Genomic DNA, 26,354 nt, shown 5'->3' with positions numbered 1-26,354 from the left:
TCGCATCAATGTCCTGTAAGAATCAACCAGATAAACTGTATATTCGAACGAACATACCGCTTGAATAAACGCCTGGGATCTTGAATCAGGCGATAAAGCCATTCCAGATAGAACTCCTGCACCCATTTGGGTGCTCGCTTCGTCGTCCCTGCATGAAAATCAAAGGCGGCTCCAACACCCAGCATCACAGCATCGATTTTTCCCCGATGTGCATACATCCAACGTTCCTGCTTCGGTGCTCCCAGGCCTACCCATACGAAATCAGGCTTCATTTCTTTTATCTTCTCCACAATTCCCTCATCCTCTTCCGGCGACAAGTTCCGGAAAGGGGGCGAATATGTGCCTACAATATTCAAACGAGGATAACGTTTCTTCAGATTGGACTCCAAAGTTCTTAACGTCTCTTCCGTGCTTCCATAGAAATAATGGCGATATCCTTTCTCCTCAGATAACCGCAATATTTCCGGCATTAAATCCGGTCCTGCCACACGCTGGGCATTCTTATAACCGCGTACCTTGCATATGAGGGATAGAGGCTTCCCATCCGGAATCGCAAGGGCAGATTCATTCTGAATCTTCAAATAAGACTCATCATTATAGGAAAGTACCGTCGTATGTACATTGGACACACATACATATTTCCCTCTTAGCTGTTCCAGATTCTCCGTCAGATAGCCGACAACAGATCGCATATTAGTAACCGCAATATCCACTCCCAGAATACTACATGTCTCCGGCTCATCCGTTCGTATGGTGCTTCCGCTTCCATAATTCCTGTATTTTAGGAAAATAGGGAAGATTTCCACATCCTCCAACAGGTATCGGCGATAGAGCCTGCGAGGCTCCTTTAACAGCCGGTAAAACCATTCTAAACCAACGTAGCTAATCCACTTAGGAGCACGCTTTACCACCCCTGCTTCGAAATCAATGGTCGCACCGATATGAAGAGTAAGGGGGACTTGCAGTTGTTCTTTATATTGATGATAAAACTTCTCCTGCTTAGGCGTTCCAAGTCCGATGCAGAGAATATCTGCTTTCGATTCATTAATTTTTTCAATAATATGTGCAATCTCTTTCGCATCGTTCTCAAAGGCATAGCTGGGAGAATAAACACCTGCAATTTTAAGATTCTTATATTTTCTCATCAGGTTGACTGCCGCCTTCTTGGCCACCCCCTCAGCTGCACCGAGTAAAAAAATGGAAAAACCTTCCTTGGCTGCCATCCTGCAAACTTCCGGGAAATAATCGGAACCCGAAATTTTCTCTTTAATAGGGGTTCCCATCCACCGTGACATCCAAATAAGAGGCTTTCCGTCTGTCAATACCAGGTCGGCCTCTTCATAAATATCACGGAATAATCCGTCATGTTCTATTTTCACAATATGATCCACATTCGGAGTGACGACATAACTATTTTTCTTCTCCAGAATAAGCCGCTTCGCTTCTCTTACGGCTTCTTCCATCGTCAGATTATCTATATGTGTGTTTAAAAATTTTATTCGCTTCTCACTCATAGGAAGAAACCTCTTTAAAAGTCATAATATAATACTTTACCATTATTATGTTCTTTTTTCAAATAATAATAAAATATTAATTTTTAGTGCCTGAAATTACCCCTTCGTTCGGTTGACATAAATATTTTGGTATAATATAGTATATTTAGGTTATTATTCGGCCTTAGGTACCGCGAAGTCAAAATTGCGTCTGTATGCAATTTTGCGAGTGCTGCAAGCGCCAAAATGCAGTTTTACTGCATTTTGTGTGCATATATGTTATAACTCAGCCGAAAGCTGAACTATACATATTTAGTACATTCATAGGAGAAAACACGATGAAATTCATGCGAAAAAAACTGCAACATTCCATACTTATCATAACACTAATTTCTTTACTTGGGAATTCACAGTTTGTTCATGCTGCCGAAATCGATACGGCATCCTCTGTAGAAATTCCTCTTATCACCTCATTTGATGAACTTTCCTCAGAGCATTCTGCCCATAGCTTCGATAACAGACCGGATTTATCGGAACTCCTTGCCGCCTTTCCTCAGAATCTGACGGCGTATCTCGATTCCTCTGAGGAACATACCGAGATTCCTGTCACATGGAAATGTGATCAGGATTATAACTCTACGGATTCGGAGTCCTACGACTTCGTACCAGTCTGGGATGAAACTTTATATACATTATCGCCTTCGCTGGACCCCGCTAAGGACATTCCCCATATTACAGTAAATGTCAATACGGAGAAATCTTCGACTTATCTTTCTGATCTTACAAGTGCTCAGTCCGACTTGGATACTATTGTAAAAGATAAGGATATTCTCGCTCTCGTCTACCTTGTAGATTCCTATGAAATTAAAAAGGAAGCCTTCAGCCATTCTGATACTGTTATATCCGTTAACAGCGGTCAATCCGTACAAATTATCGGGATAGGAGAAGACAGCCATAAAAATATATGGTATCGAGTATCCTTCAATATTCAGGGCACTACCTATAATGGCTATGTGGAACGCAGCTATCTGGCTTACTCCGATGAAGGCCTGCTCTCCTTCGAAAGTGAACACATTACCACGGCTCCTGTAACTGCAAGAGCCTTCGGTATTCAAAGCTTCTCCGCCGTGAGCAGCGTTCCCGCTGATATCGCTCAATTTCCCGAATCCTATCAGTCCGCTCTCATCGCCTTAAAAAATGCGCATCCACAGTGGATTTTTGTAAAAATGAATACAGAATTGAACTGGAGTAATATTGTTGCCGAACAAAATAAAAAAAATCGAAGCCTGATTCATGCCTCGGTAAACTCTGCCTGGAAAAACGGAAGTTATGATAACAACTGGGCTTACCCTACCGATGGTATTCTCGCCTATTATATGGATCCCAGGAACTTTCTGACGGATAACCATATTTTCCAGTTCGAGCAGTTAAACTATAATCCCACCTATCATACAGAAACTGCTGTTCAGGGTATCTTGGATGGTTCCTTTATGTCCGGCACCATTTCCGGAGACAATCAACCCTATTCCAAAGCATTTATTTCTATTGCCGGAGAGTATGGAGTCAGCCCCTTCCACCTCTCTTCCAGAGTATTGCAAGAACAGGGCAAAGAAGGGAAATCCGCCTTAATATCCGGTACCTATTCCGGCTACACCGGACTTTACAACTACTTTAATATCGGTGCTACCGGAAAAGGAGATGCGGAGGTCATTGTAAATGGTCTGAAAAAGGCGCAGGAATATGGCTGGACAAGCCGATATCTCTCCTTAAGAGGCGGCTCAAATATTATCTCCAAAAACTACATACAAATAGGGCAGGATACCTTATACCTTCAGAAGTTCAATGTTACGAAAACGGATACTCATAACCATCAATATATGCAGAATATCGCCGCGCCTTCTTCAGAAGCACAAAATGTGAGAAAAGCTTATATGAACGCCGGTTCTTTGAATAGGCCTTTCGTCTTCCGCATACCGGTATATCAGGGCATGCCTTCCAATGCATGCATTAAGCCTACCACGGTAAAGGAAGTCACCTTAAGCGAGTCTTCCATTACGCTGGCTGCAGATAAGACTCACACTTTAACTGCTTTTATCGATAATACACAGGTAAGTGCTTCTTCCGTTACGTTTAAGAGCGAAAATGAGTCCATTGCCACAATAAATGCAAATGGAGTTGTTACTGCAGTCTATCCGGGAACTACGACGATTACGGCAACTGTTTCCGGCGGTTCCATCGCTTCCTGCAAGGTAACCGTTCAGAAAATAGACCCTGTTTATACAGTACCGACCTTAAAAGGCATAACTTACGATCCGAATCAGAAATTAAGCAGCATCTCACTTTCTACCGGATGGAGCTTCGATGCGCCGGATACGGTACCCACCGTTAAGAATTCCGGTTATGCTGCAACCTTCACTCCTACTGATACAGGGAAATATAATACAATAAAGAAAACATTGCCCCTTACCGTCACTAAGGGTACTCCATCTTATACAGTACCTACGGGATTACAAACAGTATCTGGCAATACTCTGGCTTCCATTAAGCTGCCTGCCGGATTCGCATGGGAGTCACCAACCACCGTTCTTAGCAAAGAAGGCTCCGTTTCTCATAAGGCCTCTTACAATCCGGACCCTGCTAACTATAATACAGTGACGGGCATTGCAATTGCGATTACCGTAAATGCAGTTCCTACTACCGAATGTACGAATCACGACTTCGGTGAATGGGAGCATACCAAGGAAGCAACCTGTACAGAGACCGGTATAGACACCCGTTCCTGCCATATCTGCGGCTTCAAGGAGACAAGAACCGTTCCTGCCCTGGGGCATAGTTATACCTCTAAAATAACAAAAGAGGCAACCTGTACGGAAAAGGGCATCAGGACTTATACCTGCTCCCGATGCGGCGATACATATACCGAAGAAATCCCCGCGCTCGGTCACAACTATACGGCTAAGGTAACAAAGGAGGCAACGACAACCGAAGAAGGAATCCGCACCTATACTTGTTCCCGGTCTGGTGATACCTATACAGAGGTCATTCCAAAACTGCCGTCTGATCAACCATCTACCCCTAAGCCAAGTGTTCCTGACGGCAATAATTCCTCCGGTGGAGGCTCGGATACCCCGAACAATAATACAGGTTCCGGAACAAATAACAATTCGGGCACTAACACAGACTCGAATACTGATACGAATTCAAATACTAATACGGGGCCGAATACAGATACTCCCCCTAATACAAGTACGAATTCCAACACAAATACTAACACGGGCGCTAATTCGAATACGAACACGACCCCGAATACAAACACGAACACAAATACCGATACGAGTCCAGACTCGGATACAAATGAAAATGCTAATTCCGGTTCGAATGCGAATAACTCCGGGAATACTTCTCCTGAAAGTTCTAACGAGGATACAGGTTCCAAAAACAACACTTCCGGAAGTTTGTCTCCTTCCTCTTCCGAGAATAAGAAGGCTGCAGAAGGGCGCGCAACGATCGATATGAAGAAAAATACCGTTTTGTATGAGGAATCCCTTTCTTCCATCCGCGGAAAAGATGTTGACGTTGTGCTCAGTATGGGCAATAGTATTAGCTGGGTCATTAACGGCCGTAATATTGTGGCGGATGAAGCCAATGGTATCGATATGGGAGTAGCGATGAATACCGGCAACATTCCTTCTGCTATTCTAACTGCTGCCAAGGGTGAAAACGAGAATGTTACTGTAATTGAGCTTACACTCGCCCACAATGGAAGTTTTGATTTTTCTCCCATACTTACCATTAATACAGCAAAAGATAATGCCGGACGGATTGCCAACCTATTCTATTACAATCCAGAGTCTGAACAATTGGAGTTTGTCGATGAGGCCGAGGTTACCGAAGCCGGAGATATTATCTTTACTTTCACTCACGCTTCTGACTATGCGGTTATTATTAGTGACTCCTCAATGGCAGAGTTAGCTGTTATCAGTGAAGCTTCTACTACTGATGAAACTATAGATGAAGATGCTGCGGATATCGAGGTACTCTCATCTGCGGTCAAGACTGGCAACAACGACCTTAATCCGAGAATTATTGTGATTGTGATTCTGATTCTTCTTATATGTGCCGCAGTTGGTGCTGCCGTATTCTTCCTTCTAACGAAGAAAGAAGCGGATGATGCGGAAGAGGACGAAGACTCAGGTGACAATTATTCAGCCGATACAACGCCTGAACGCAGTAAGGCTAAACAGGTACCGCTCTCTACTACTTCTTCTCGGAAAAAATCTTCTCATGAAGAATCATCTTACGAAGATAGCGAATACAGCGCCCTGGATGATGATTTCGTCGATGATTATAGGGAACCGGAGATAAACACGAAGAAGACCGGAAAAGTAATATCTATAACAAAATTAAAGAACCAAGAAAAGAAAGAAGGCTTGAATCGAGATAATTTCGATAATGATGAGTTTGATGGATTTGAATAATTAATTACGGAGTGCTTTTTATTATATATAATAATAAAAAGCACTCCGTATTATATTACGTCTTTATCCATTCATGAGCCGCACATCTTCCATAGTCCCATGCATCCCAGCCTATCCACTCGGTATCATTTGCCGTATCCAGAAGCAATTTATAATTCCAGTAGAAGTATCCACTTCCTTTTGCAAAAGCATTTAAATGAGCCATTGCGACCTTAGCGTATAGTTCTTTCTTATCTTCTGCTGACAGACTCTCTTTCCTGCCAACCTTCACGCCTAAGGGATTGTGTCCGCCCCGCGTATCCATACCACAGCCGGCCGAATTGAATAGAGACCACTCTCCACAGATAACAGGGAAATATTCGCTCATTTCTTCGATATCCGCGGCGAAGTTTTCTTCTATATACTTCTCGTATCCTTCCGCCGTCTGTTCGCAGCCATCCATCTCAGCCAACATTAAATATAAATGGGTGTCCAAAACTACATTTTTAAACTCTTCTTCTCTCATGAAGTCTTTCCACTCTTTTATTTCAAAGGCATCATGTATTACAATTACCTTTTCTTCCTGGAGGAATCTTCTTATCCTTCGATAGGCTTGTGTATAAAAATCTTTTATAAAAGCAAGTGTATTGGGAGCACTTCCTTTCGCCATTTCTTCATCTGCCGGCTTGTAACGGTCAGGCACATCCATAACCTTCCACATCTTCTCGGTAATCGGCTCGTTCAATATCTGGATTCCCCAAAGAGCGGGATGACCGCTATATCTTTCTGCCAACCGCTCGAGCACAGTGATGGAAAATTCTATGCTTTCAGGCTCCTGTGACCATTTGCAGACTCCTGATATTCCTCCGTTATCAAACCCATTCTGGCTTCCCGGTACCGTATGTAAATCAATTAAAATAAGTAGTCCATACTTCTCTGCCCAGGCAAACGCTTTATCCAATTCTTCGATACATCCGATGAAAGGGGGGCAGTCCCCGAATATGAAATATGGTACGGGAATACGAACCGCATTCAATCCCACGGATTTGATATAAACGAAATCACGTTCGGTAATATATTCACTGCGATGTATCCGAATGCGCGCTTCATACTCTTCTTTCTCCAATTGTCTGGGAAGATAGTATTCATCATCTGCAGTAGTTCCTTCGAATAAGGCAGGGCTCATCCACTTTTCCAGCACAAGCCAGTTTCCCAGATTCACACCTTTTATATACTTATCCATCGCTTACCCCCATACTTGAATTCGATTCCATCCCTCTTTCAGATCGCTCAAGGGTCCGATTACCGCATTTTGTTTTCTTTCCTTATCATTGTAATCCGTATCGAATATAATTTCACTTCCATCCGGATTCTCAAAGGCTTCTTCTACAATACGCGGCATACCCAAATCCTTCGTCTCAAGAATCACTCCTTTTTGGTCAAGAAGCGCTTTACTCACTACCATTTCCAGAAATACCTTTCCATCCTCCTCTACAATCTTAACCTGAGGATCATAATCGCTGATGATATTATCCTTTTCTTCCTTATAGGCCGTCGATCCCTTGAAGTAAGCGTTATTGTTAATATATACCGGTTGCTTCACCTGCTCGAAGATCTCTAAGTCACCGTTTCCGATTCCAATCACTTTTTCCACATATTCTTCTAGGGATTCCGGGCTTCCGTCATAGTCGGAAGTACCGCATATGGATTGCTCCGTATAGGTCTGTACTCCTCCGACAAAGATATTTTGATACCATCTATCATCTCCACCATATACAAAGGTTGTTCCTGCCGGCTGTGTCGTATGCGGGAAATGATACGGAGTCGCTCTGTTCAGTACCGGTTCACGGCGCATGGAACCACAGCAAAGATTATTTACGAAGGCGCCTCCCTGTGCGATGTTATCGAAGTTATATTCCGAAGCCAGAATATTATTATCTACCAAATGAGGACCATGTGTTACTTCAATCATAAGATCCCTGTCATTGGCATAGAAAAGGTTCTTGCTTATTCTCGTTCCCTGTACCTGCCAGTCCAGCCATATACCCAATGTCGTATGGTGGATATTATTGTGATGAATCTGTACGTCAATACATGCATGCAGTTTGATACCTGCAATTTCATATCCGAAATATTCATGCTTTATTGCAATATTATAAATATGATTGTTACAAATCTCACTGAATACACAGCCCAAATGGCCCACAATTCCGTTTTGTCCACAATCATATATCGTATTGTTTCTAATAATATGAGATCCTATCTTCTCTTTACTCCAGCCAATCTGCAAAGCCTTAAAAACAGCTTCCATCTGATTCTGATATCCGGGTTTTCTATGGGTATACGTACATGCGTTATGTCCCGTGGATGCTTCTTTTCCTATACTGATTCCGCTGCACTTCGAATCATGGATTATATTATTCTCAATAATCCATCCTTTGCTCCAATTTGCTCCAAGAAGTCCCGGCTGATCTGCAGTAGGGGGTGTCCAAGGCGTTGCTGCCTGAGCCATTTCGAATCCACGTACCGTAATATAATCCCTTCCGGTCAATTCGGGGTAGAAACAGCATTTTCTAACATTGATTTCCACCAGTTCATCGTTGGGATTCGCACCTTGGAAATTGGCATAAATGATAGTATTCTCTTCTTCCACCTCGCAATACCATTGATAAACTGAATCCTCCGGGTGAAGCAAAGGCTCTCTATGCTTGGTCCACGGCGGATTATCTCCATCCAGACGCATAATAGGGTCCTTCACCTCATTGAGACTTTTGGCTTCATAAAATGATTTTCCATTCAAATATACTTCTCCGCAATGGATAGGCATATGAAGGGGCTGCTCGAACCAATCGCCAAACACAACCTCCTTATAAGGATTATAGTTACCGAATATCTTATTCGATATGATAACTTTCCATACGTTTCCTTCCACCTGCTGCCAATCATTTATTCTTTCGGAACCTTTGATAACTACCTCTTCCCCCTCTGCCGCCTGATAGGTAATTCTATCAATATTACTTGTTCCTCCATGCAGCGGCTTCACCCACTCCCTATATTCACCTTCATGCACAATAACCGTATCACCAGCTCTTGCAACAAGAGCAGCCATAGAAATGGTTAGAAATGGTTGTTCCTGTGTTCCTGCAAAGTTATCTGATCCCTTTTTTGATACATGAATTTCTCTTCTCATAGTCTCATCTCTCCTTATCTATTCCTCAACCCATCGTAACTGTTCAGTACTCTCACAGTTACAAAAGCAAAGATTGCTTTGCTTACCCGCGGATTCTGCTTTATTCGATTTTAATAGTTATTTTTAACTTTACATACTAATACTTATCCTTTTACTGCTCCTGCCGTCATTCCCTTTACCAATTTATCCTGTGCGAAGATAAATAATAAGATCATCGGTATTACCGTCAGGGTAAGTACGGACATAATCATCGGAGTGTTCATGGAATACTGCCCCTGGAACTCCCATACAGCTAACGGCAACGTTCTATTAGCGGAAGATTGTGTTAATGTATATGCAAAGCTGAACTCATTCCACATATTCACACCGTTATAAATGGCAAGCGTTGCCAGTCCCGGTTTCGCCAGCGGAAGTATTATGTTAAAAAACATACGATATCTATTACAGCCGTCAATCTGCGCTGACTCCTCTATTTCATCCGGTATCTGCTTCATGAAACTCGTTAGAATAAAAACGGAAATCGGAATTGCTGTCGCAACATAAGGACCAATTAATGCCCAGATGGAATCATACACCCCCATATTCTTGGACATCTTAAATACGGGAATCAATGTAATGTGGATAGGAATCGACATGCATGCCACGATCAGTGCATAAATTCCTCCCGCCATCCTGAATTTGAAGCGGGAAAGCGGATAGGACGCACACGCAGAAATAAATAACAGCAATATAAGAGATACTGTAAGTACAATTACGCTGTTAAAAAAGAATCTGAAAAAGCTTCCCTGAAGTACCGCTTTATAGTTTTCTATGTATAAGTTGTCAGGCAATGAGAAAACACCCTTAGTTAACATTTCGAACTTCTCTTTGAACGAATTCAGTACCATAAATACAAAGGGCAGCAATGATACAATCGTCCAGAAAATCCCCAAAGCCCACGCAATAATCCAACTAATCCTACTTTTTGTTTTGCTTCTCTCTACAGTATTGTTCATCTTATGCTGCCTCCTTTCTTCCGTTCAATAGCCTCATTGTTAATAAGGAAACAATGGATATCAGTATGAACATACCGGCTGCCACTGCGGAACCATACCCCATATTGAACTTCACGAAGGATTGTTTATACATATAGGTCGCCATCAATTCCGTCGATGTGCCCGGACCGCCTCCGGTCATAACATAAACAAGATCGAAGTATTTTAATGAACCTACCATCGATAAGATAGCCGCACTTTTCAAAGAAGGGGCTAACAGCGGTAAGGCAATTTTTCGAAAATATTGTCCCCTATTGGCTCCGTCGATAACAGCCGCCTCATAGACATCAACAGAAATATTCGTATAGGCCGCCATACAATATACCATGTAAAAGGGGGTGAACTGCCAGGCAATAACACCGATTACCGTATAAAGAGCCGTCTTAGGATTGCCCAATAAATCGATATTCCCTCCGCCCAATAAGTTGGAAATAGCACTAAAAATACCTCCATTTGTAGCCAGGGCATAGGTAAACAAGAATCCGATGGCAACCGATGACATAAGAAGAGGAATAAACCATAACACTTTAAATATGGTCATTTTCTTTCCGCCGAAGTCAATGAATGTTGCAAGCGCTAAGCCAATCGGTATCTGGACGCAGATAGACAGAATCATGACCAGAATATTGTTTTTAAAGGCTATCCAAAAAGCTTTATCTGTTATAAGTTTCTCCCAGTTTCTAAGTCCAGTCATCGTCTTTTGGCTGGAAATTCCGTTCCATTTATACAAGCTCGTAATAAATGTATCTATAATCGGGTAAAAAATATAAATTATCATTAATAATGTGACTGGCAGCAAAAATATAAATGCTGCTTTATGAACGTCTCGTTTTCTCTTTTCTGCTAAAGAGATAGCCTTTTTTTCCATTTTTATACCTCCTTGTTCCAATAAAAAAGAACAAATCCTGCTACTTAAGAAAAAGGTTCCCGGGCATTACCCGGGAATACCTTTTATTCTGCCACTTCTTCTAAATATTCTTTCATAGCCTTCTGGAATTGTGCTGCTGCATCCTCGGGTGTCATTGTCAAACCAAAGATTTCCTGACATGTATCTAAGTGTACCTGCGCCACTGCCGGAGGAAGATATTGGTCATACCACAATTGTGTGGATGATGCATTATTTGCCGCCTCAATAATGAGTTTATTGATAGGATCTGTAATCTTCGCTTCCACACCTTTAATTGGAGGAACCTTACCACTTTCTACCATAAAGTCTACTACTTCTTCCTCTGAGAACTTAGATGCACATTCGAACGCTGCTGCGAGCTTCTCGCCCTCACAGTTGAAGGATATAAAGTTATCTCCGATCGTTCCGATCATTATGGAAGAATCTGCGGATGATCCATCTACCTTAGGGAAGGGGAACCAGCCCATCTTCTCATAGAACTCTTTGCTATCCTGCTGAATCAAGCCTGTATACCAAGAACCGATAAGGTCCATTGCCGCTGTTTCCTGATATAATAACTGCCTCGCCTGGCCGTCATCCTCGCTTAAGGAGTTAACGCCCTGAGGAAAATAACCTTTTTCCGTCCAGCTTGCTATCTTCTCTCCTGCATAAATAAAGCTTTCATCTTCAAAGGTGCCGCTTCCTGCTACCGCATCTTTAAATGGTTCCAATCCGCCTTTTCTCGCTGCCAAGTTCATAAAGTACATGGAACCCGTCCATTTCGCTGAATTCGCAAGAGCAAAAGGAGTAATTCCATTTGCTACAAAAGTATCGCAAACTGCTTCCAATTCCGCTACCGTAGTAGGTACTTCCAGATTATATTTGGCAAATAAATCTTTATTATAGTAAATTCCGGACAAGGAAACGTTCATAAACGGAACAGCATAAATATCGTCCTTATACGTTGCCTGTGCAATTGCTGCATCCATAAGTCTGTTAGGAAGATCACTATTGTTAAACAACTCAGTAATAGGCTGTGCATATCCTGACTCAATATATTCGTTCATCGGACCGCCGGACCAGCTTATGTACATATCCGGGCATTCACCTGAACTCATAGCTATAATCAGCTTTTCTTTATATGTATCATTCTGTACCGGTACGCTGGTAACCGTATATCCGGACTCTGTCGTCTGATGATAAACTTCAATAGCCTTATCATAAACTGCCTTATCCACTTCTTCCGTGCCGATATTCCAAAATACGATTTCTTCTCCATCTCCGGATGCCTCTTTAGCAGGCGCTTCCTTCGCAGGTGTTTCCGTCTGAGCAGTACCATTGTCAGCACTTGTATTTGACGTATCTTTCGCTCCACATCCTGTGGTCATTGGAATCACCATTGCTGCGACCATAAGTAATGCGGCAATTCTCTTTGCTCTCTTTTTCATTAACCATCCTCCCATAATTATCTTAATTTTTCTCTTGTTAACTCGCTTTTTCTTACTTTTTCATTTTTTTATAGAACCGCATTCTTCGTCAATGTCATTCCCCATGGCCTTAAATCATGGATATATGGATATTTGGGGTTCACTTAATAAGACGTCGTCTTATTTTGTTATGATCGGCCTTTCCTTATCCCCAAATCCTTACGGCAGCCCAACCTCCCATGTCATACGGGATCACCTATACCTCAGGGTCCTGAATTCCTTCGTTCTGCTTATCCATAAAGGGGCGTCATGATGCTCCTTCGCTGAGTCTCTGCTCTGATGGTGAAAAATCTGACTTCGGCTCTCTATGTTTTGTTTCTTTTTCTGTTCCATTCAGCACCTTAGGGTGGACGTCTTCCTGAATTCTACAGTTTTCCTCTTATGCTATCGCTGGCTGTCTGTGTATGTCAGACATCATCTTTTGTGCATCATACGATACACCTTTGGTCAAAATAGTATAAAAGATTCGTATCAGCTTACAGCTGATGGCTATCACGGATTGCTTCTTTTTCAGTGGATTATTTGCTCTGGTCGTATAATACTCATGCAGGGCATTGAACTCCGGGTTCGTAGCTATCAGTGGAATCGCAGCATTGAACAGTACAGCTCGCAGCTTACTTCGACCTCGTTTGCTTATGGTCGTCTGTCCTTTATGCTTTCCTGAACTATTTTCCCTTAACGAGAGTCCTGCCAGCTTTTGTATCTGCCTTGGTGATTCGAAACGCCTCGCATCACCGATCTCAGCCAGAAATCCGGCAACCGTAATCAGTCCGATACCTTTGATGGCAAGCATCTGCTCGCTTTCGGGTATCTTTTTACACAAGCCTTCTATTTCTTCCATAACAGATTCAAGCTGTGCCATTTTGTAATCATGATCCTCGAGCAGTAGTTTCATTTCATACTCAGCTGCCGAAGAGCCTTTCTTTAGGCCAATGCTACGCTTTGCTGTCTCGCACAGGGTCGTTGCCCTTTTCATCCCGACGAAGCCGCAGTTTTGCATCACGCCAGATTTGATTTATATTCTCGGCTCCGAGTCCCACGATTGCTTCAGGTGTACATGCTTTCTTTAGAAGCAGCATACTGCTTTGTGATTCATAATCCCCGAATACATCTTTATATTCAGGAAAGTATATGGCAAACCATCTGGCAAATCTGTTCTTGATCTGGGTAAGTTCCCTGATAAGCCTCTTCCGATTCGCTGCCATAATTCTTAGATCTGCATACACCCCATCCGGTGTATATGGTGCACAATATCTTCCTTCTATAACGAGTTTTGCGATTACCTTGGGATCCTTGCTGTCATTCTTACTTTGGCTGTTGTCATCCAGTTCCTTGGTCTGCTTTACCGCATAAGGGTTGACCATAACCAGGAGGATGCCTTCATCTTCAAGATAAGCGCCAAGGTCAAACCAGTAGTGACCTGTTGGTTCGATACCTACGATAACATCTGACTTTTTGTTCTTGTCCTGTATCCACTGCATCCAGTTTTTGAAGCTGTCAAAACCTTCTCTGCTGTTGCTAAATTTAAAGACCTTCCCTAATTCGATGCCTCGCCAGTCAAAAGCTCTGGCGTACTGTGTTGTACTTCCGATATCGATTCCAACTACCAAAGTTGATTCTTTTACTTGATTGATTTTTTGATTTTGTTTACAATTCATTTGTGGGTGTCTCCTTCGAACGATGATTTTGTCAACCGGCCAGTTAACAATCATTATTCTATGGGTGGCACTCATTTTTTGCAAACCTGTCATTTGTTACTTAACAGGAATGCTCCTTCATACATTTGACCGGAGCTTAACTTGCTGCTCCGAAGTTACTATAATTCTTGTTCCATCAGCTTTATATATGTATCCTATCACTTTTATCAGCAATTTTATATTTAATAAAATGTCTTGATTCTATAATTTTCTTACTTGTTTCCTATAGGGAAACACAGAAAAACAAAGAAGACGGACAATTTATTCTATTTTCTTTTTTACACTATCTCCTATACTTAATATATAGATTCCATATTAGTATTTGCGAAACTCATGGGATTTTACAATTACTTATACAAATCTTATATTAAAACTAAGGAGGTATCTTTTTTATGACACAGGTTTTTCAAAACCCCATATTAAGCGGTTTTTATCCTGATCCTTCCATTTGCAGGGTGGGCGAAGACTATTATATGGTAACTTCATCCTTTGCCTATTTCCCGGGACTCCCCATTTTCCATAGCAAAGATTTAGTCCATTGGGAGCAGATAGGACATGGAATCCACCGTGCCGATCAACTGGATTATAAGAATTGTGAAATGTCACTTGGCCTTTGGGCGCCGACCATCCGATATCACGAAGGTATTTTTTATATTATTAACACCTTTGTTTCCGGTGGAAGGGAGGTATACAGAGATAACTTTATTATAACTGCCAGGGATCCAAGAGGCCCATGGAGTAATCCGGTATTTATTGAAGGAGCCGATGGCATTGATCCGAGTCTCTTCTTCGATGACGATAATACCTTATGGTATACAGGTAATTACATTAGCGACGATAAACTTTACGAAGGACATCACGGAATTTATTTGCAGCAGCTCGATCCTGATACCTTGCAATTCATCGGAGAGAGGAAGAATATCTGGGACGGTAATATTTCAAGAAGTAAATGGATAGAAGCTCCTCATTTATATAAAATAAACGGTATGTACTATTTAATTACAGCAGAAGGTGGAACCTTCACAAATCATAGCGTTATGATGGCCAGATCCACCCAGATTCAAGGAGAATATGAAATCTGCCCAAGGAATCCTATCGTAAGTCACAGACACTTGCCTCTTCTGTCGGATATCTCCGTAACAGGACATGCTGATATTATCCGGACACAAAATGATGAATGGTGGATGGTTCTACTGGCTGTACGTCCTTATGAGGGCTTCCATTACAATACCGGCCGTGAGACGTTCCTTATTCCTATTACCTGGGCAGAGGATGGATGGCCATTGGTCGATAATCATAATGGACTGGTAAACATAACCGAACGCAGGCCGAACCTTGAAGATTATCCTATGCTTCCCCCGGATCCATGCGATAACTTCGAATCCCCCACCTTATCTTTGCTATGGAATATGATTCATCAGCCTACGAAAACCTTTTATTCTTTGGCAGATAGACCCGGATATCTACGGCTATCTTTATCCCCGGAAGTGATAGAAGAGATCTCATCCCCGGCACTCATAGCCAGGAGGCAGCAAGACCCTAGCTGTACGGTTAAAACAGCCTTCGAATTCACTCCCTGCAATAAGGATGAGGAGGCAGGAATTGTAGCTTTACAGGATGACAGATATAACTATATATTTACCAAAACACAAAAGGATGGTAGTCCTATTTTACGATTGTCGAAAACAGAAGCAGGAAACCGTACCATTATCAAAGAAATCCCTCTTTCTTCCAATGAGAAGCTATATTTAACCGTGCATTGCAGCACGTCAGCTTATCATTTCTATTATGGATTGGATGAGAATCAAAACTTGCTATTTATGAACAACCTTCCCGCTTCTCTTTTAAGCTCCAACACTAATGAAGGCTTCACGGGTGCATATATAGGTATGTATGCGAGTTCCAACAGGCAGGATTCAGAGAACTTTGCAGATTTCGATTGGTTTCACTATTATAAATAATCAAAGAACGGTACCCCGATTATGTGACACAGACTTTTTTCTGTATCTAACACATCAGGGTACCGATTCTTTTTATGACATCTTTACAATATTTCTACGATACTTTTATAACACCTTTTACAATATCCGCTTTATTTTCTACACAAGAATTCAGGGCATCCTGAATATCATCCAGGAGAAATGTATGAGTAACAATATCCTTAATATTAATCTTACCGCCTGCAACCGCTTCAATTGCCATCGGATAAATGTTGCGATAACGGAACACTGATTTGATGTTCAGCTCTTTATCAAGTACGGTACCTACGGGAAGTGTCATCTCTCCATTTGCGCTATATCCTACCAATACAAGATTGGAGCCTTTCTTCGCCGACTTAATCAACTGCCCTGCTGTTATCTGAGAACCTGCAGTCTCAATTCCGATATCCTGGCCTTTTCCACCTGTAAGCCGTAGAATTTCCTGAACAGTATCCTGCGTCCCGCCATCGATGACGGCATCTGCCCCTAATTCTAGAGCTTTATCCAATCTCTTCTTCACTACATCCACAACGATTACTTTCGATACTCCTTTGGCTTTCAATGCGAGCAAACTTACCAAACCGATACATCCTGCACCTGTTACTACCGCTGTCATACCAAGGCCCGCTTCTCCTTGATTCGCCGCATGAAGTCCAACAGCGAGCGGTTCGATTAGAGCTCCTTCCATGGAAGTTACATGCTCCGGAAGCTTGAAACAAAGATTCGCTTCATGAGCTACATATTCCTGAAATACTCCATCTACCGGAGGAGTAGCGAAGAAAATAACATTGTTACATAAATTATATTTTCCCGATTTGCATGCTGCACATTGTCCGCAAGTCTTACCCGGTTCAAGAGCAACTCTATCGCCTACCTTTAGATGCTTTACCTTTTCCCCGATTTGCGCAACAATTCCCGCCGCCTCATGCCCGAGAATAAATGGAGTCTGAACAATAAAGTCACCGATTCTTCCCGCTTCATAATAATGTAGATCAGAACCACAAATACCCACATACTCGATTTTCACCAACACTTCATCCGCTTTTGGAGTAGGGATTTCTTTCTCCTGTATCTCTACTTTTCTAATGTCAGTCATAACTGCTGCCTTCATTACCTTATTCATCGCTCCTTCTCCTTTTTATGATACACTCCTGATTTTTTCTTTCAAAGCTTCTATATCTGCTCTATTCACTAAGAAATTCTCGATTCCGTTTACCGACAAAACAGCATACTCAGAATCATATTCCCGATATTCCACCACAAGATCCGGCATGTCAGCTATATTTCTCACGAACTGAAGGCTTAGCAAAGCATCTTTCTCCTGATCCACTTTACTTCGTTCCCCTTCTTCGATTTCCGCTTTCAGCAATATACTAAGCAGATCAGTATATAAGGAACGGTATGTTTCTTCCTTCGGATTCCACCGATATTCCCCGCTATCCATATTGATGATAACCGTATCTACCGTGTCGATATTGGCAACTGCACTAATTTTTAGAATCAAGCCAAAGGTATCTGCGCCTATAATTTCATCGATTTCTTTCCTAGGAACTTTATAGATAATCTGTGGGGCATCTTGATAAGCTGCGTAATAATCATCCTCAGCTTCACATAATAACAGGGTAGCTGTACTATCCGCATTAGCCATATAAGCATTCTCATCGTCCCTGCCACCGCTGCAATACTCCCATGTAATTTTTAATTTCCCAGCCTTAAGCTCGTTTATAATATCCTCTGGGTACTCACTTACCGCTTCTAACTCCAGGCCTTCTATTTTATAGAATAATGCGAGCAACGCCTCCGTATCGACAATTGCTTCTTCTCCATAGGGAACCGATATCTTCCAATACTCATAGGTACTTTCATACTCTCTTGGTTCATATGCAATATCCAAAACTTCTGCTTGATTCTCCACGATGGATAGCTTGCGAATCCCTTCCGCAATAAAGTTGGGCAGCTCTTGTTCCACATGTTGTACCGTCTCAGTCTGCTGTTTTTGTACTGCATATTGGTCTCCTGAGCAGCCTGTAAGCAAAGCTGTAAGCATAAGCGTTGTAAATACTTTCATGCATTTAGCAAAGACTTCTGTTTTCATCGCTTTCATTTGGTGCTTATTCATTACCGCCTCCCTAATATAACCAAAGTGTATTTCGCCCACTCTCGCGGTTAAATAACGAGCTTTCATCTGATATAAAATAAAAGCTATTCTGCCCGGGAATTCCTAAAATAGAAATTCCTTCTTTGCCATTATAGCATTTGGACAGAATAGCTCCTATGTAATAAAATGTCTTTTTTCTATAAATTACTATCTACTTTACGGATACTTTCCCTATATTGCAAAGGGGACATCCCCGTCTGTTTTTTAAACGCTAGTGAAAAATAATTAGTATCCCTATATCCTACATCTTGCGCAATCTTTCCTATCTTTATATTCGTTGCTGCCAAGATATACTTTGCCCTTTCAATCCGTTTGCGAACAATATATTCGTTGCAGCCTTCATTGCACACTCGCTTAAACAATCTGGAAAAATAATTAGGACTCAAATAAAAATATTCGCTGATTCCTGCCACTGAAATATCTTCCGTTAAATGCTCATTGATATATCTTTTAGCCGAGACCACTAGTTCATGAGCATCATGCTCTTCTATTTTCAGAATATTTTCCAAAAATGCTTTTGTAATTTCATAATTCTCATTCCGATTGGCACTGAGTAATGCCCCTAATAATGCATTCAGCTTACTATCCGCATTTTCGCCCGATTCCACCACATAGTTGAAATAAACGGATGATGCTATTTCAAAACAACATCTTCTCACATACTGGTCTGTTATATTATAAGAATTGGTCGCAGCACAAAAGGAATCGAATATCCTAACCACCTTCTCCGCATTTCCCATATTTTCATTTAGATTATTCTTTAGTTCCGCATAAACTTCGCGGAACATATCCAGCTGCCCTTTCTTTCCTTTGTATTCAATCAATGTCTTATAGCCGTCTTTTTCCTGATTCCACAAATAAAGAGCATCGTTATAAGAAATCGCCGCATTCTCAAAGCCTTCCACTACGCTTCCCATAACTACCCGAATGCGAACATTGACTTCTTCGTGAATGAGCTTTGTAAAGTTATCCACACAGTTCTCTAACTCATCGCTTTTCTCACCTTCAAAGAGAACAAGTAAGATACGGCCGTTATTATCCTCAAAGGTAATTCCCTGTTTTCCTGCATCCAAATATCCGATCAAAAGATTCTTAATCGTAAGTAAAGATAAGGATTCACTTTCCCCTTCCCTTATCCCTCCCGCATAAACAGAAGGTATCAATATAGCGATGCGCAGCTTCGTATCCTTTGCATAATGATATTTCTTACATATTTCATCTGCAATCTCTTTCGTCCCTTTATTCACAATAAGATCTCTCATCCACGATTCGAGACACATTTGTTCGGATGTTCCTGAGATTCTGTTGATATGAACCTGTTCCTCTTCCAACTTTATTCTGCTTTTCACCGTTTGTACCTGTTTCTTAATAGAATCTATCAGTACATCTTCATCTACCGGCTTCAACAGGAAATCCTGTACGCGCATTCTAAGACATTCTCTCGCATAGTCAAAATCATCATATCCAGTCAATACAATGATACGGATATCCTCTTTGACCTTTCTCACTTCACTGATAAGCTCGATTCCTGTCATCTCGGTCATCCGAATATCCGTTACCATAATATCTATACTTTCCTGTCCCAATACTTCCAACGCTTCTCTACCGGATGCCGCCGTGAATACGTCCTGAATTCCCAACACATTCCATGGAATCGCAGAACGAATTCCCATTCTGATCATTTTCTCGTCATCTACTATCAAAGCTTTCATCATTCTGTGAATCCTTTCCTCTTGTATAATGTGTATTAGGAATCAGCACTTTTACGGTAACGCCCCCTTTAATATTCTTCTTATAAGTTAAGCCATATTTTTCACCACAAAATAGTTGGAGCCTGCGATTGACGCTTCTGACTCCCCACCCAAACTCTTCATCGAATACCTCAATCGACTGATTCATTTCTTCCACTCTGTCCTGCGACATCCCGGCACCATCATCTTCCACATAGATTTCGATATCAGGAGATATATCCAACACCCTTATTATTATGTGTCCTTCCCGCCCTTCCGTGGACTTTATACCATGATAAATAGCATTTTCCACTAACGGCTGCAAAGTCAACTTCGGAATTGCTACTTTTTCCAACCCCGGCTCCGCTATAATTTCATAATTTAAGATCTCACCATACCTCATCCTCTGTATATATAAATAATTCTTGACATAATCCAGCTCCTGCTGCAGCGTAATAATATCTTTCCCTTTGCTCAAGCATGTCCGATAATAAGTGGCAAGTGCTTTTACCATATTGGAAATATCCCGATTTCCGCTTACAACCGCCTGCCAATGAATACAGTCTAATGTATTATACAGAAAGTGCGGCTGTATCTGAGAATGAAGGGCATTCAATCGCATTTGATTCATTTGATATTCTTCTGCCTTCACCTGCTCCATCAGTTTGATAATCTGATCCATCATACTATTGAAGCCTTTCTCCACCACCTTCATATCCGGGGCATCATCTTCTATAGAGACCCTTGTCTCCAACTCTCCTTCCGATACCTTTTCCATGGCCGTGACAATCTTCCCCCATGGCTCATATGCCATTTCTACCATTTGCCTCGCAATACGGATAAACAAAACAATAAGTCCTCCCAGTAATAGCAATAACAGCATAACTGTCCAAACACTATCTTTGGCAAGCTCCCACCAGCCGATATGGGTCACATAATAGAAATCCCAACCGCTTAGCTTCTTATATATGATAATTCCTGTGTTACTCGATATTGTTCCCTGTTTGCTATTGTGAAAGTCCAAACCTTCCAACTGCTTTCCATTGCCTTTCTCATCCATGGGCATGATAATATGACCATCTTTATGGACAAAAAAGGTATTTACCGCGAATTCTCCGCCTACGTTCTTATCAGACATAAGCTGCTGTAAGTTCGCGTCATTGATGTTGATGCAAAGAGTTCCTAACCGCTCATCTATCACAGAGTTGGAATACAGTGGATAATAAATACTTAGCGAATACCTATCCTTCATACTATAAGACTTCGACCAGACCATTCTCATTACATTATTCCGCATATTAATACTATTGTTGTAATCATCGTAGATCTGCTTCTTATAGTCAGGAAGCCAATTAGGTATGGCATTTCCCTTTATTAAAAAACCGTCATCTTCTTTCATTACAGAAATAAAGTTAACATTCCTGTTCATATTGCTTATGCTATCGAGAACACTATATGCATTCTTAATTGTTTCCTGTTGGTTTTCTTCTTCCTTTAAGTATGTCTGTATATGATCATTTAAGTTCACTGACCATATTAGATCATAGTATTGCATAAAATTATTTTCCGTATTGGCCGTCATAGCATCTACCTCTTTCATGGCCATCTGGGTAGATTTATTAATCAGCGATACGATAGTCGAAACAGCCGACACAAATATAATAAGAATCGTAGAAATAATTAAGGCTCTCGTCATAAACCGTATCATCTTTTTATCGAACGGCAAATTCGTATTTTCTTCTCTTTTCATGCTTGTCTCCAACTTATATTGTGAGTACCTTGCACCGACGGGCTTTATATTTTTGTCAGCAGAACTTCACAGGAACCTTCTATCTTACAGATTTTATCGGATTTGGGCAAAAAGAGACTTTCTCCCTTCGAAAATTCCATAGCCGGGTAATCCTGTTCCATAATTTCAATGCTGCCCTTACCTTTCAGGCAAACAACAGAACGGAAGGATTCTTCCGTCATAGGTATCTCCACGCAACCTTCTACCGAATACTTGTAACATTCGAAATACTTACAGCTACAAAGCAAGTGAGATTCATATTCCTCCTGTGTATCCACTCCAAATTCGAACTTTTGAGGCATATATGGCTGATAATCAATCACATTCAGCGCCTTCTCCACATGAAGTTCACGGTAATTCCCCAGCCTGTCCCGGCGTCCATAATCGTACAGACGATAGGTACAGGAGGAACTTTGCTGAACCTCACAGACTAATAATCCCTCACCAATTGCATGTACTGTTCCGGCCGGAATGAAATACACTTCTCCTGTTTTCACCGGTATCTTATTTAATATTTCTGTTATCGTATTATTTTCTATCCGTTCCTTCACTTCTTCTCTGGATGCTGCCCTGGCAAATCCACAATAAATATAAGCATCGGGTTGTGCATCCACTACATACCACATTTCATTTTTACCATACTCATCTTCTACTTCCAACGCATATTCATCATCAGGATGTACCTGTACTGATAATGGTAAAGCAGCATCTATAAATTTAATCAGTATGGGAAAACGAGGCAGGGACTGACACTTCCATCCTAAACTTTCCTTACCGATCTTCTCCAAGTATTCAGCAAATAACATTCCCTTATGCCGGCCACTCGCCACCGTGCTCTGTCCGTCCGGATGGGCCGACAATTCCCAGCTTTCTGCAACAATATCATAATCACAGTTTTTATGGTACATTTCTTTTAGTCTGATGCCCCCCCACAGATAATCCTTATAAGAAGGGTGAAGCTTCACACACGGTTCTAAATGATAACCAAGATCTGTCTCCGTAAGATCTTTACTTTCAATAGAGATCATATCATCCTCCGATACATTCTCTCCTACGGATACTTCTATAATAATAAGCGGTACAATTCCTATATTGGATACCTGATGTACTGTATTCCGACCGACAGCAATGACATCGTTCATTTCATAAGTACCGCTTACACCATCTAACTCAATCTTCGCGGTTCCGGATACGATGGACCAATGTTCGCTTCTTAACTTATGGCTATGGGCATATATGGTTTTCCCCGGATAAATAATAATCTTCTTCACCCGGTAATTCATCTCATCTACAAGAAGCTCATAAGTTCCCCATGCGCGGTATACAATTCTTCCACGATTGACAAACTCTTTAATCTGCGGCGATTCACGGATAATATCCTTTAGCTCGTCAGACTTCCCTTTTTCACCGACATACACCGCATCGGGTGTATTAACGATAAGTATGTCCTTCAATCCATTTGCCACTACTGTACTGCGATGACATTGATTGATAATCTCTGTGTTCTCACAGTGGTAGTCCACCTGTTTGCTGGCATCCGCTGTCTCAAGCTCCGTCGCTTTCAAGTCTTCCAGGCTTCCAATATCTTTCCACTTGAAGGAACAATGTACTACCTTCGCCTGCTTCGTATGTTCAAATACCGACTTCTCGATTGCTACCGGCGGAATCCCTCTTAATATCTCCTCCGTATAAAGAACATGGCTCTTTATATGCTTCCTTGCCTTATATGCCCTGCGGCATGCCTGTTCCAATTCGGGAGAATATTTCTTAAGCTCCTGCAGCATATTCCCTACGTTAAACATAAAAGTACCGCTGTTGACAAGATATTCTCCACTTTCCTGATAGGCAAATGCCTCTTCTCTATCGGGTTTCTCAGTAAACTGTAATACATCCTCTCCATCAAAACGAATATATCCAAACCGTTCTTCCGGTTCCTGAATCTGCATTCCAAAAGTTACGAGAAATCCTTCTTTGCTCAGTTCTTTCCCCCGAAGTACCGCATTCTTATATTCCTCACCCTCTATTAACTGATCAGTAGGCACTACGAGAACTGTTTCAGACATAGGAAACTGCAGGCAGGCAAGAATGATGGCCGCTGTCGTTTTACGCCCTAATTCCTCAAAAATACAGCTTTCTGTCAGTCCGTGAAATACACTTAGCTGATTATCTATAATGAACTGATACTCCTTATTCGTTACAATCACAAATTCATCGCAAAAAGGAAGATTTCTGGCGATTGTTTCCTGGAACATAGAATGAGTCTTTTGCAGTTTAATAAACTGCTTCGGATAGCTTTTTCTTGATAATGGCCAAAGACGATCACCGCGTCCCCCGGCAAGTACAATACATTTCATGGTAAAATCCCTCTTGTAAAGACAAATTTATTTAAAACAACTAAAATATATATGAAAATACTAAAAAAACTATAAACTTTTATTGATTTTCTAAAATATTCATGCTATACTTCTACATGAAGCATGTTTAGTCACCTAGGGTGACGACTCCAAATGTTAGGTCTTGTACCTAATGTGCGCGCCCCATCTTGTTCCCACAACAAGATGGGGTTTTGGATTGTATGGGATATAAACATTATATCGAAAACATCACTTCACCCACTGTGACCACTTCATTCGATATTCCTCTGCTGTCATACTCTCTCCATCCTGGAATAAGCGATAGAACAAATCTTCACTTTGAATCCCTGATTCCTCAATAACTTCTTCTATTGGTTTTATTGTAAATCGCAAAAGCTCCTTCGCTGCGGTAAAACGACGATTAATAATATAATCCCTTAAAGCGATACCATACATCTTTTGAAAATAAGAATCAAGTTCCTCCGCTTTCATCTGATATTTTTCTTCTAACGCTTGAATAATTGTCTGCCTCTGATAATTTTCATTAATATACTCTCTTATTTCCTTACATAGAGTCCTATAAGTTTCATACTCGTCCTTCTGATGCATTACCGAAAGAAGGCAGAAGTTCACTACTTGAAGTAGATACTCTCCACTCAGCAATTCCGACTTGAAATCCTTTTCCTTTTGACAGCTCATAAGATTATCTATGATTTCTGTTACTTCCTTCAAACTCGATGGCCTAAAAATTCCGCAGCCCTTATTATGTTCTACGAATAAATTAAAATATTCAGCTACTATATTACCATTGAAATGTACCCACATCAGTTCCCACGGATTCTTTTCACTGCTTTCATGAGAATAACTCATCTTACAGTTTATAAAAGCACAATCCCCTTTTCTCACTTCATAATCCATTCCATTAATGGTTATTACTCCATCACCGCTGAGCACACTCAGGAACAAATAAGAATCCAAATTTTCCCTTTGGGATTTATGAGGCTTAAGACTTTTGAGCTTTCCAACCTCTTGCACATATAAAAGATTCTTTTTAGCAAATGCCCCCGGCGTATGAAGGATTCGATTAGAATCTGTCACCCCTTTTGTCGTGAATAATGTACTTCCAGTATTCATAAGACACCTTCCTTATACCCTTTCTCTCCAATAATCTAAAGTCTCCTTAATGGTCTGCCTTAGCGGAATCTCCGGCTTCCATCCTGTCAATTCATTTATCTTAGTTATATCTGCTTCTATGATCGGAACATCCACCGGTCTTATCTTATTGTTATCTATTTTCACCTCGATATTCTTATCGGATAATGATATGATAAGATCTAAAACTTCCCTTATCGTCACCGCATTTCCACTACCGACATTGTATGTCTCCCCCGACTTTCCACATTCCATCAACAGTGCATAAGCGCGTACAACATCCCTCACATCAGTAAAGTCCCTCATGGATCTAAGATTTCCTACATATATCACCGGCTCACGCATTCCTTCTTCAATCTCGGCCACTTGCTTACAGAAGTCAGAAACAACAAAAATAGGAGCCTGGGCCGGACCAATATGATTAAACGCACGCACCATCATAATTTCCATATCATATGCCTGCGCATAAATACTTCCGAGCATATTCTGACATGCTTTCGTTGCCGCATAAATATTTCCGGGCCGAATTGTCGTTTCCTCATCGATCGGAATCTCCCCGGGCCTTATATGTCCATATTCTTCACCTGAACCTATCAGCAGAATACGCGGCTTATAATATAACTCTCTCACCGCATCCATCACATTAACGCTCCCTTTAATGTTAATGTCAATCGTCAATCCCGGATCCTTCCATGCGGTACCTACTGAACTTTGCGCTGCCAAATGAAAAATATAGTCCGGACGCACTTCGAATAATAGAGAAACTATCTCATCTTCCTCTAAAATATTCAAATCATATTCTTTTACTTTCTGTTCTTCAATACGCTGATAAGGAAGCTTAGTAACATATACTTCCATTCCACATTCTTCGTAAAGATACCTTGAAAGATAGCTGCCTACAAATCCCGCTGCGCCTATAATCAATGCTTTTTTCATCTCTCATACCAT

At 41.3% G+C, this 26,354-nt stretch carries 15 protein-coding genes and 1 pseudogene; 2 read left to right on the top strand and 14 right to left on the bottom strand.

Annotated features, from left to right (window positions below; genetic code table 11):
• Nucleotides 1-5: 5 nt before the first annotated feature.
• Entirely contained in the window at nucleotides 6-1,514 is a 1,509-nt protein-coding gene (locus RBB56_RS12730) for a WecB/TagA/CpsF family glycosyltransferase (RefSeq protein WP_306719341.1), read from the bottom strand.
• 317 nt (nucleotides 1,515-1,831) lie between these two features.
• Here RBB56_RS12730 and RBB56_RS12725 point away from each other — a divergent pair, with 317 nt between their 5' ends.
• On the top strand, nucleotides 1,832-5,971 hold the full coding sequence (locus RBB56_RS12725; protein ID WP_306719340.1) for an Ig-like domain-containing protein: 4,140 nt from the start codon (nucleotides 1,832-1,834) through the stop codon (nucleotides 5,969-5,971).
• A gap of 55 nt (nucleotides 5,972-6,026) precedes the next feature.
• Here RBB56_RS12725 and RBB56_RS12720 read toward each other — a convergent pair whose 3' ends face one another.
• The 6 genes and pseudogenes from RBB56_RS12720 to RBB56_RS12695 all read right to left on the bottom strand — a co-directional run bounded on the left by RBB56_RS12720 (nucleotide 6,027) and on the right by RBB56_RS12695 (nucleotide 14,205).
• The gene (locus RBB56_RS12720) at nucleotides 6,027-7,193 is read right to left on the bottom strand and encodes a glycoside hydrolase family 5 protein (RefSeq protein WP_306719338.1); all 1,167 of its coding nucleotides are present in this window, start codon (nucleotides 7,191-7,193) and stop codon (nucleotides 6,027-6,029) included.
• Nucleotides 7,194-7,196: 3 nt separating this feature from the next.
• Nucleotides 7,197-9,140 carry a right-handed parallel beta-helix repeat-containing protein gene (locus RBB56_RS12715; RefSeq protein WP_306719336.1) on the bottom strand — a complete coding sequence of 648 codons (1,944 nt, stop codon included), beginning with the start codon at nucleotides 9,138-9,140 and terminating at the stop codon, nucleotides 7,197-7,199.
• Nucleotides 9,141-9,283: 143 nt separating this feature from the next.
• On the bottom strand, nucleotides 9,284-10,135 hold the full coding sequence (locus RBB56_RS12710) for a carbohydrate ABC transporter permease (protein ID WP_306719335.1): 852 nt from the start codon (nucleotides 10,133-10,135) through the stop codon (nucleotides 9,284-9,286).
• A 1-nt stretch (nucleotide 10,136) separates the two neighbouring features.
• A complete protein-coding gene (locus RBB56_RS12705) occupies nucleotides 10,137-11,042 on the bottom strand; it encodes a carbohydrate ABC transporter permease (RefSeq protein ID WP_306719334.1) in 906 nt (301 codons plus the stop codon).
• Nucleotides 11,043-11,125: 83 nt separating this feature from the next.
• Complete coding sequence (locus RBB56_RS12700; protein WP_306719333.1) at nucleotides 11,126-12,508, bottom strand: extracellular solute-binding protein; 1,383 nt, start codon at nucleotides 12,506-12,508, stop codon at nucleotides 11,126-11,128.
• Between the two features lie 418 nt (nucleotides 12,509-12,926).
• A pseudogene (locus RBB56_RS12695) lies at nucleotides 12,927-14,205 on the bottom strand (IS110 family transposase).
• Nucleotides 14,206-14,636: 431 nt separating this feature from the next.
• Between RBB56_RS12695 and RBB56_RS12690 the strand changes: the two are divergent.
• On the top strand, nucleotides 14,637-16,205 hold the full coding sequence (locus RBB56_RS12690; protein WP_306719331.1) for a glycoside hydrolase family 43 protein: 1,569 nt from the start codon (nucleotides 14,637-14,639) through the stop codon (nucleotides 16,203-16,205).
• A gap of 94 nt (nucleotides 16,206-16,299) precedes the next feature.
• Here the strand turns inward: RBB56_RS12690 and RBB56_RS12685 are convergent, their stop codons facing one another.
• From RBB56_RS12685 to RBB56_RS12655, 7 genes are all read right to left on the bottom strand, one after another.
• Nucleotides 16,300-17,346, bottom strand: a complete 1,047-nt coding sequence (locus tag RBB56_RS12685; protein WP_306719330.1) for an NAD(P)-dependent alcohol dehydrogenase — start codon at nucleotides 17,344-17,346, stop codon at nucleotides 16,300-16,302.
• A gap of 15 nt (nucleotides 17,347-17,361) precedes the next feature.
• The gene (locus RBB56_RS12680; RefSeq protein ID WP_306719328.1) at nucleotides 17,362-18,342 is read right to left on the bottom strand and encodes a hypothetical protein; all 981 of its coding nucleotides are present in this window, start codon (nucleotides 18,340-18,342) and stop codon (nucleotides 17,362-17,364) included.
• Nucleotides 18,343-18,518: 176 nt separating this feature from the next.
• Entirely contained in the window at nucleotides 18,519-20,096 is a 1,578-nt protein-coding gene (locus RBB56_RS12675; protein WP_306719327.1) for a response regulator transcription factor, read from the bottom strand.
• Nucleotides 20,071-21,861 carry a sensor histidine kinase gene (locus RBB56_RS12670; RefSeq protein WP_306719325.1) on the bottom strand — a complete coding sequence of 597 codons (1,791 nt, stop codon included), beginning with the start codon at nucleotides 21,859-21,861 and terminating at the stop codon, nucleotides 20,071-20,073. The genes RBB56_RS12675 and RBB56_RS12670 overlap by 26 nt, the downstream gene beginning before the upstream one ends.
• Nucleotides 21,862-21,905: 44 nt before the next feature.
• Nucleotides 21,906-24,254 carry a type I phosphomannose isomerase catalytic subunit gene (locus RBB56_RS12665; RefSeq protein ID WP_306719324.1) on the bottom strand — a complete coding sequence of 783 codons (2,349 nt, stop codon included), beginning with the start codon at nucleotides 24,252-24,254 and terminating at the stop codon, nucleotides 21,906-21,908.
• Nucleotides 24,255-24,503: 249 nt separating this feature from the next.
• On the bottom strand, nucleotides 24,504-25,388 hold the full coding sequence (locus RBB56_RS12660) for an AraC family ligand binding domain-containing protein (protein WP_306719323.1): 885 nt from the start codon (nucleotides 25,386-25,388) through the stop codon (nucleotides 24,504-24,506).
• Nucleotides 25,389-25,400: 12 nt separating this feature from the next.
• Nucleotides 25,401-26,342 carry a GDP-mannose 4,6-dehydratase gene (locus RBB56_RS12655; RefSeq protein WP_306719322.1) on the bottom strand — a complete coding sequence of 314 codons (942 nt, stop codon included), beginning with the start codon at nucleotides 26,340-26,342 and terminating at the stop codon, nucleotides 25,401-25,403.
• Between the last annotated feature and the right edge of the window lie 12 nt (nucleotides 26,343-26,354).

It is taken from the genome of Kineothrix sp. MB12-C1, assembly GCF_030863805.1.
GTDB lineage: Bacteria > Bacillota > Clostridia > Lachnospirales > Lachnospiraceae > Kineothrix.
Note: the sequence above shows the minus strand (reverse complement) of the source record. Positions and strands in the feature narration are given on the sequence as shown.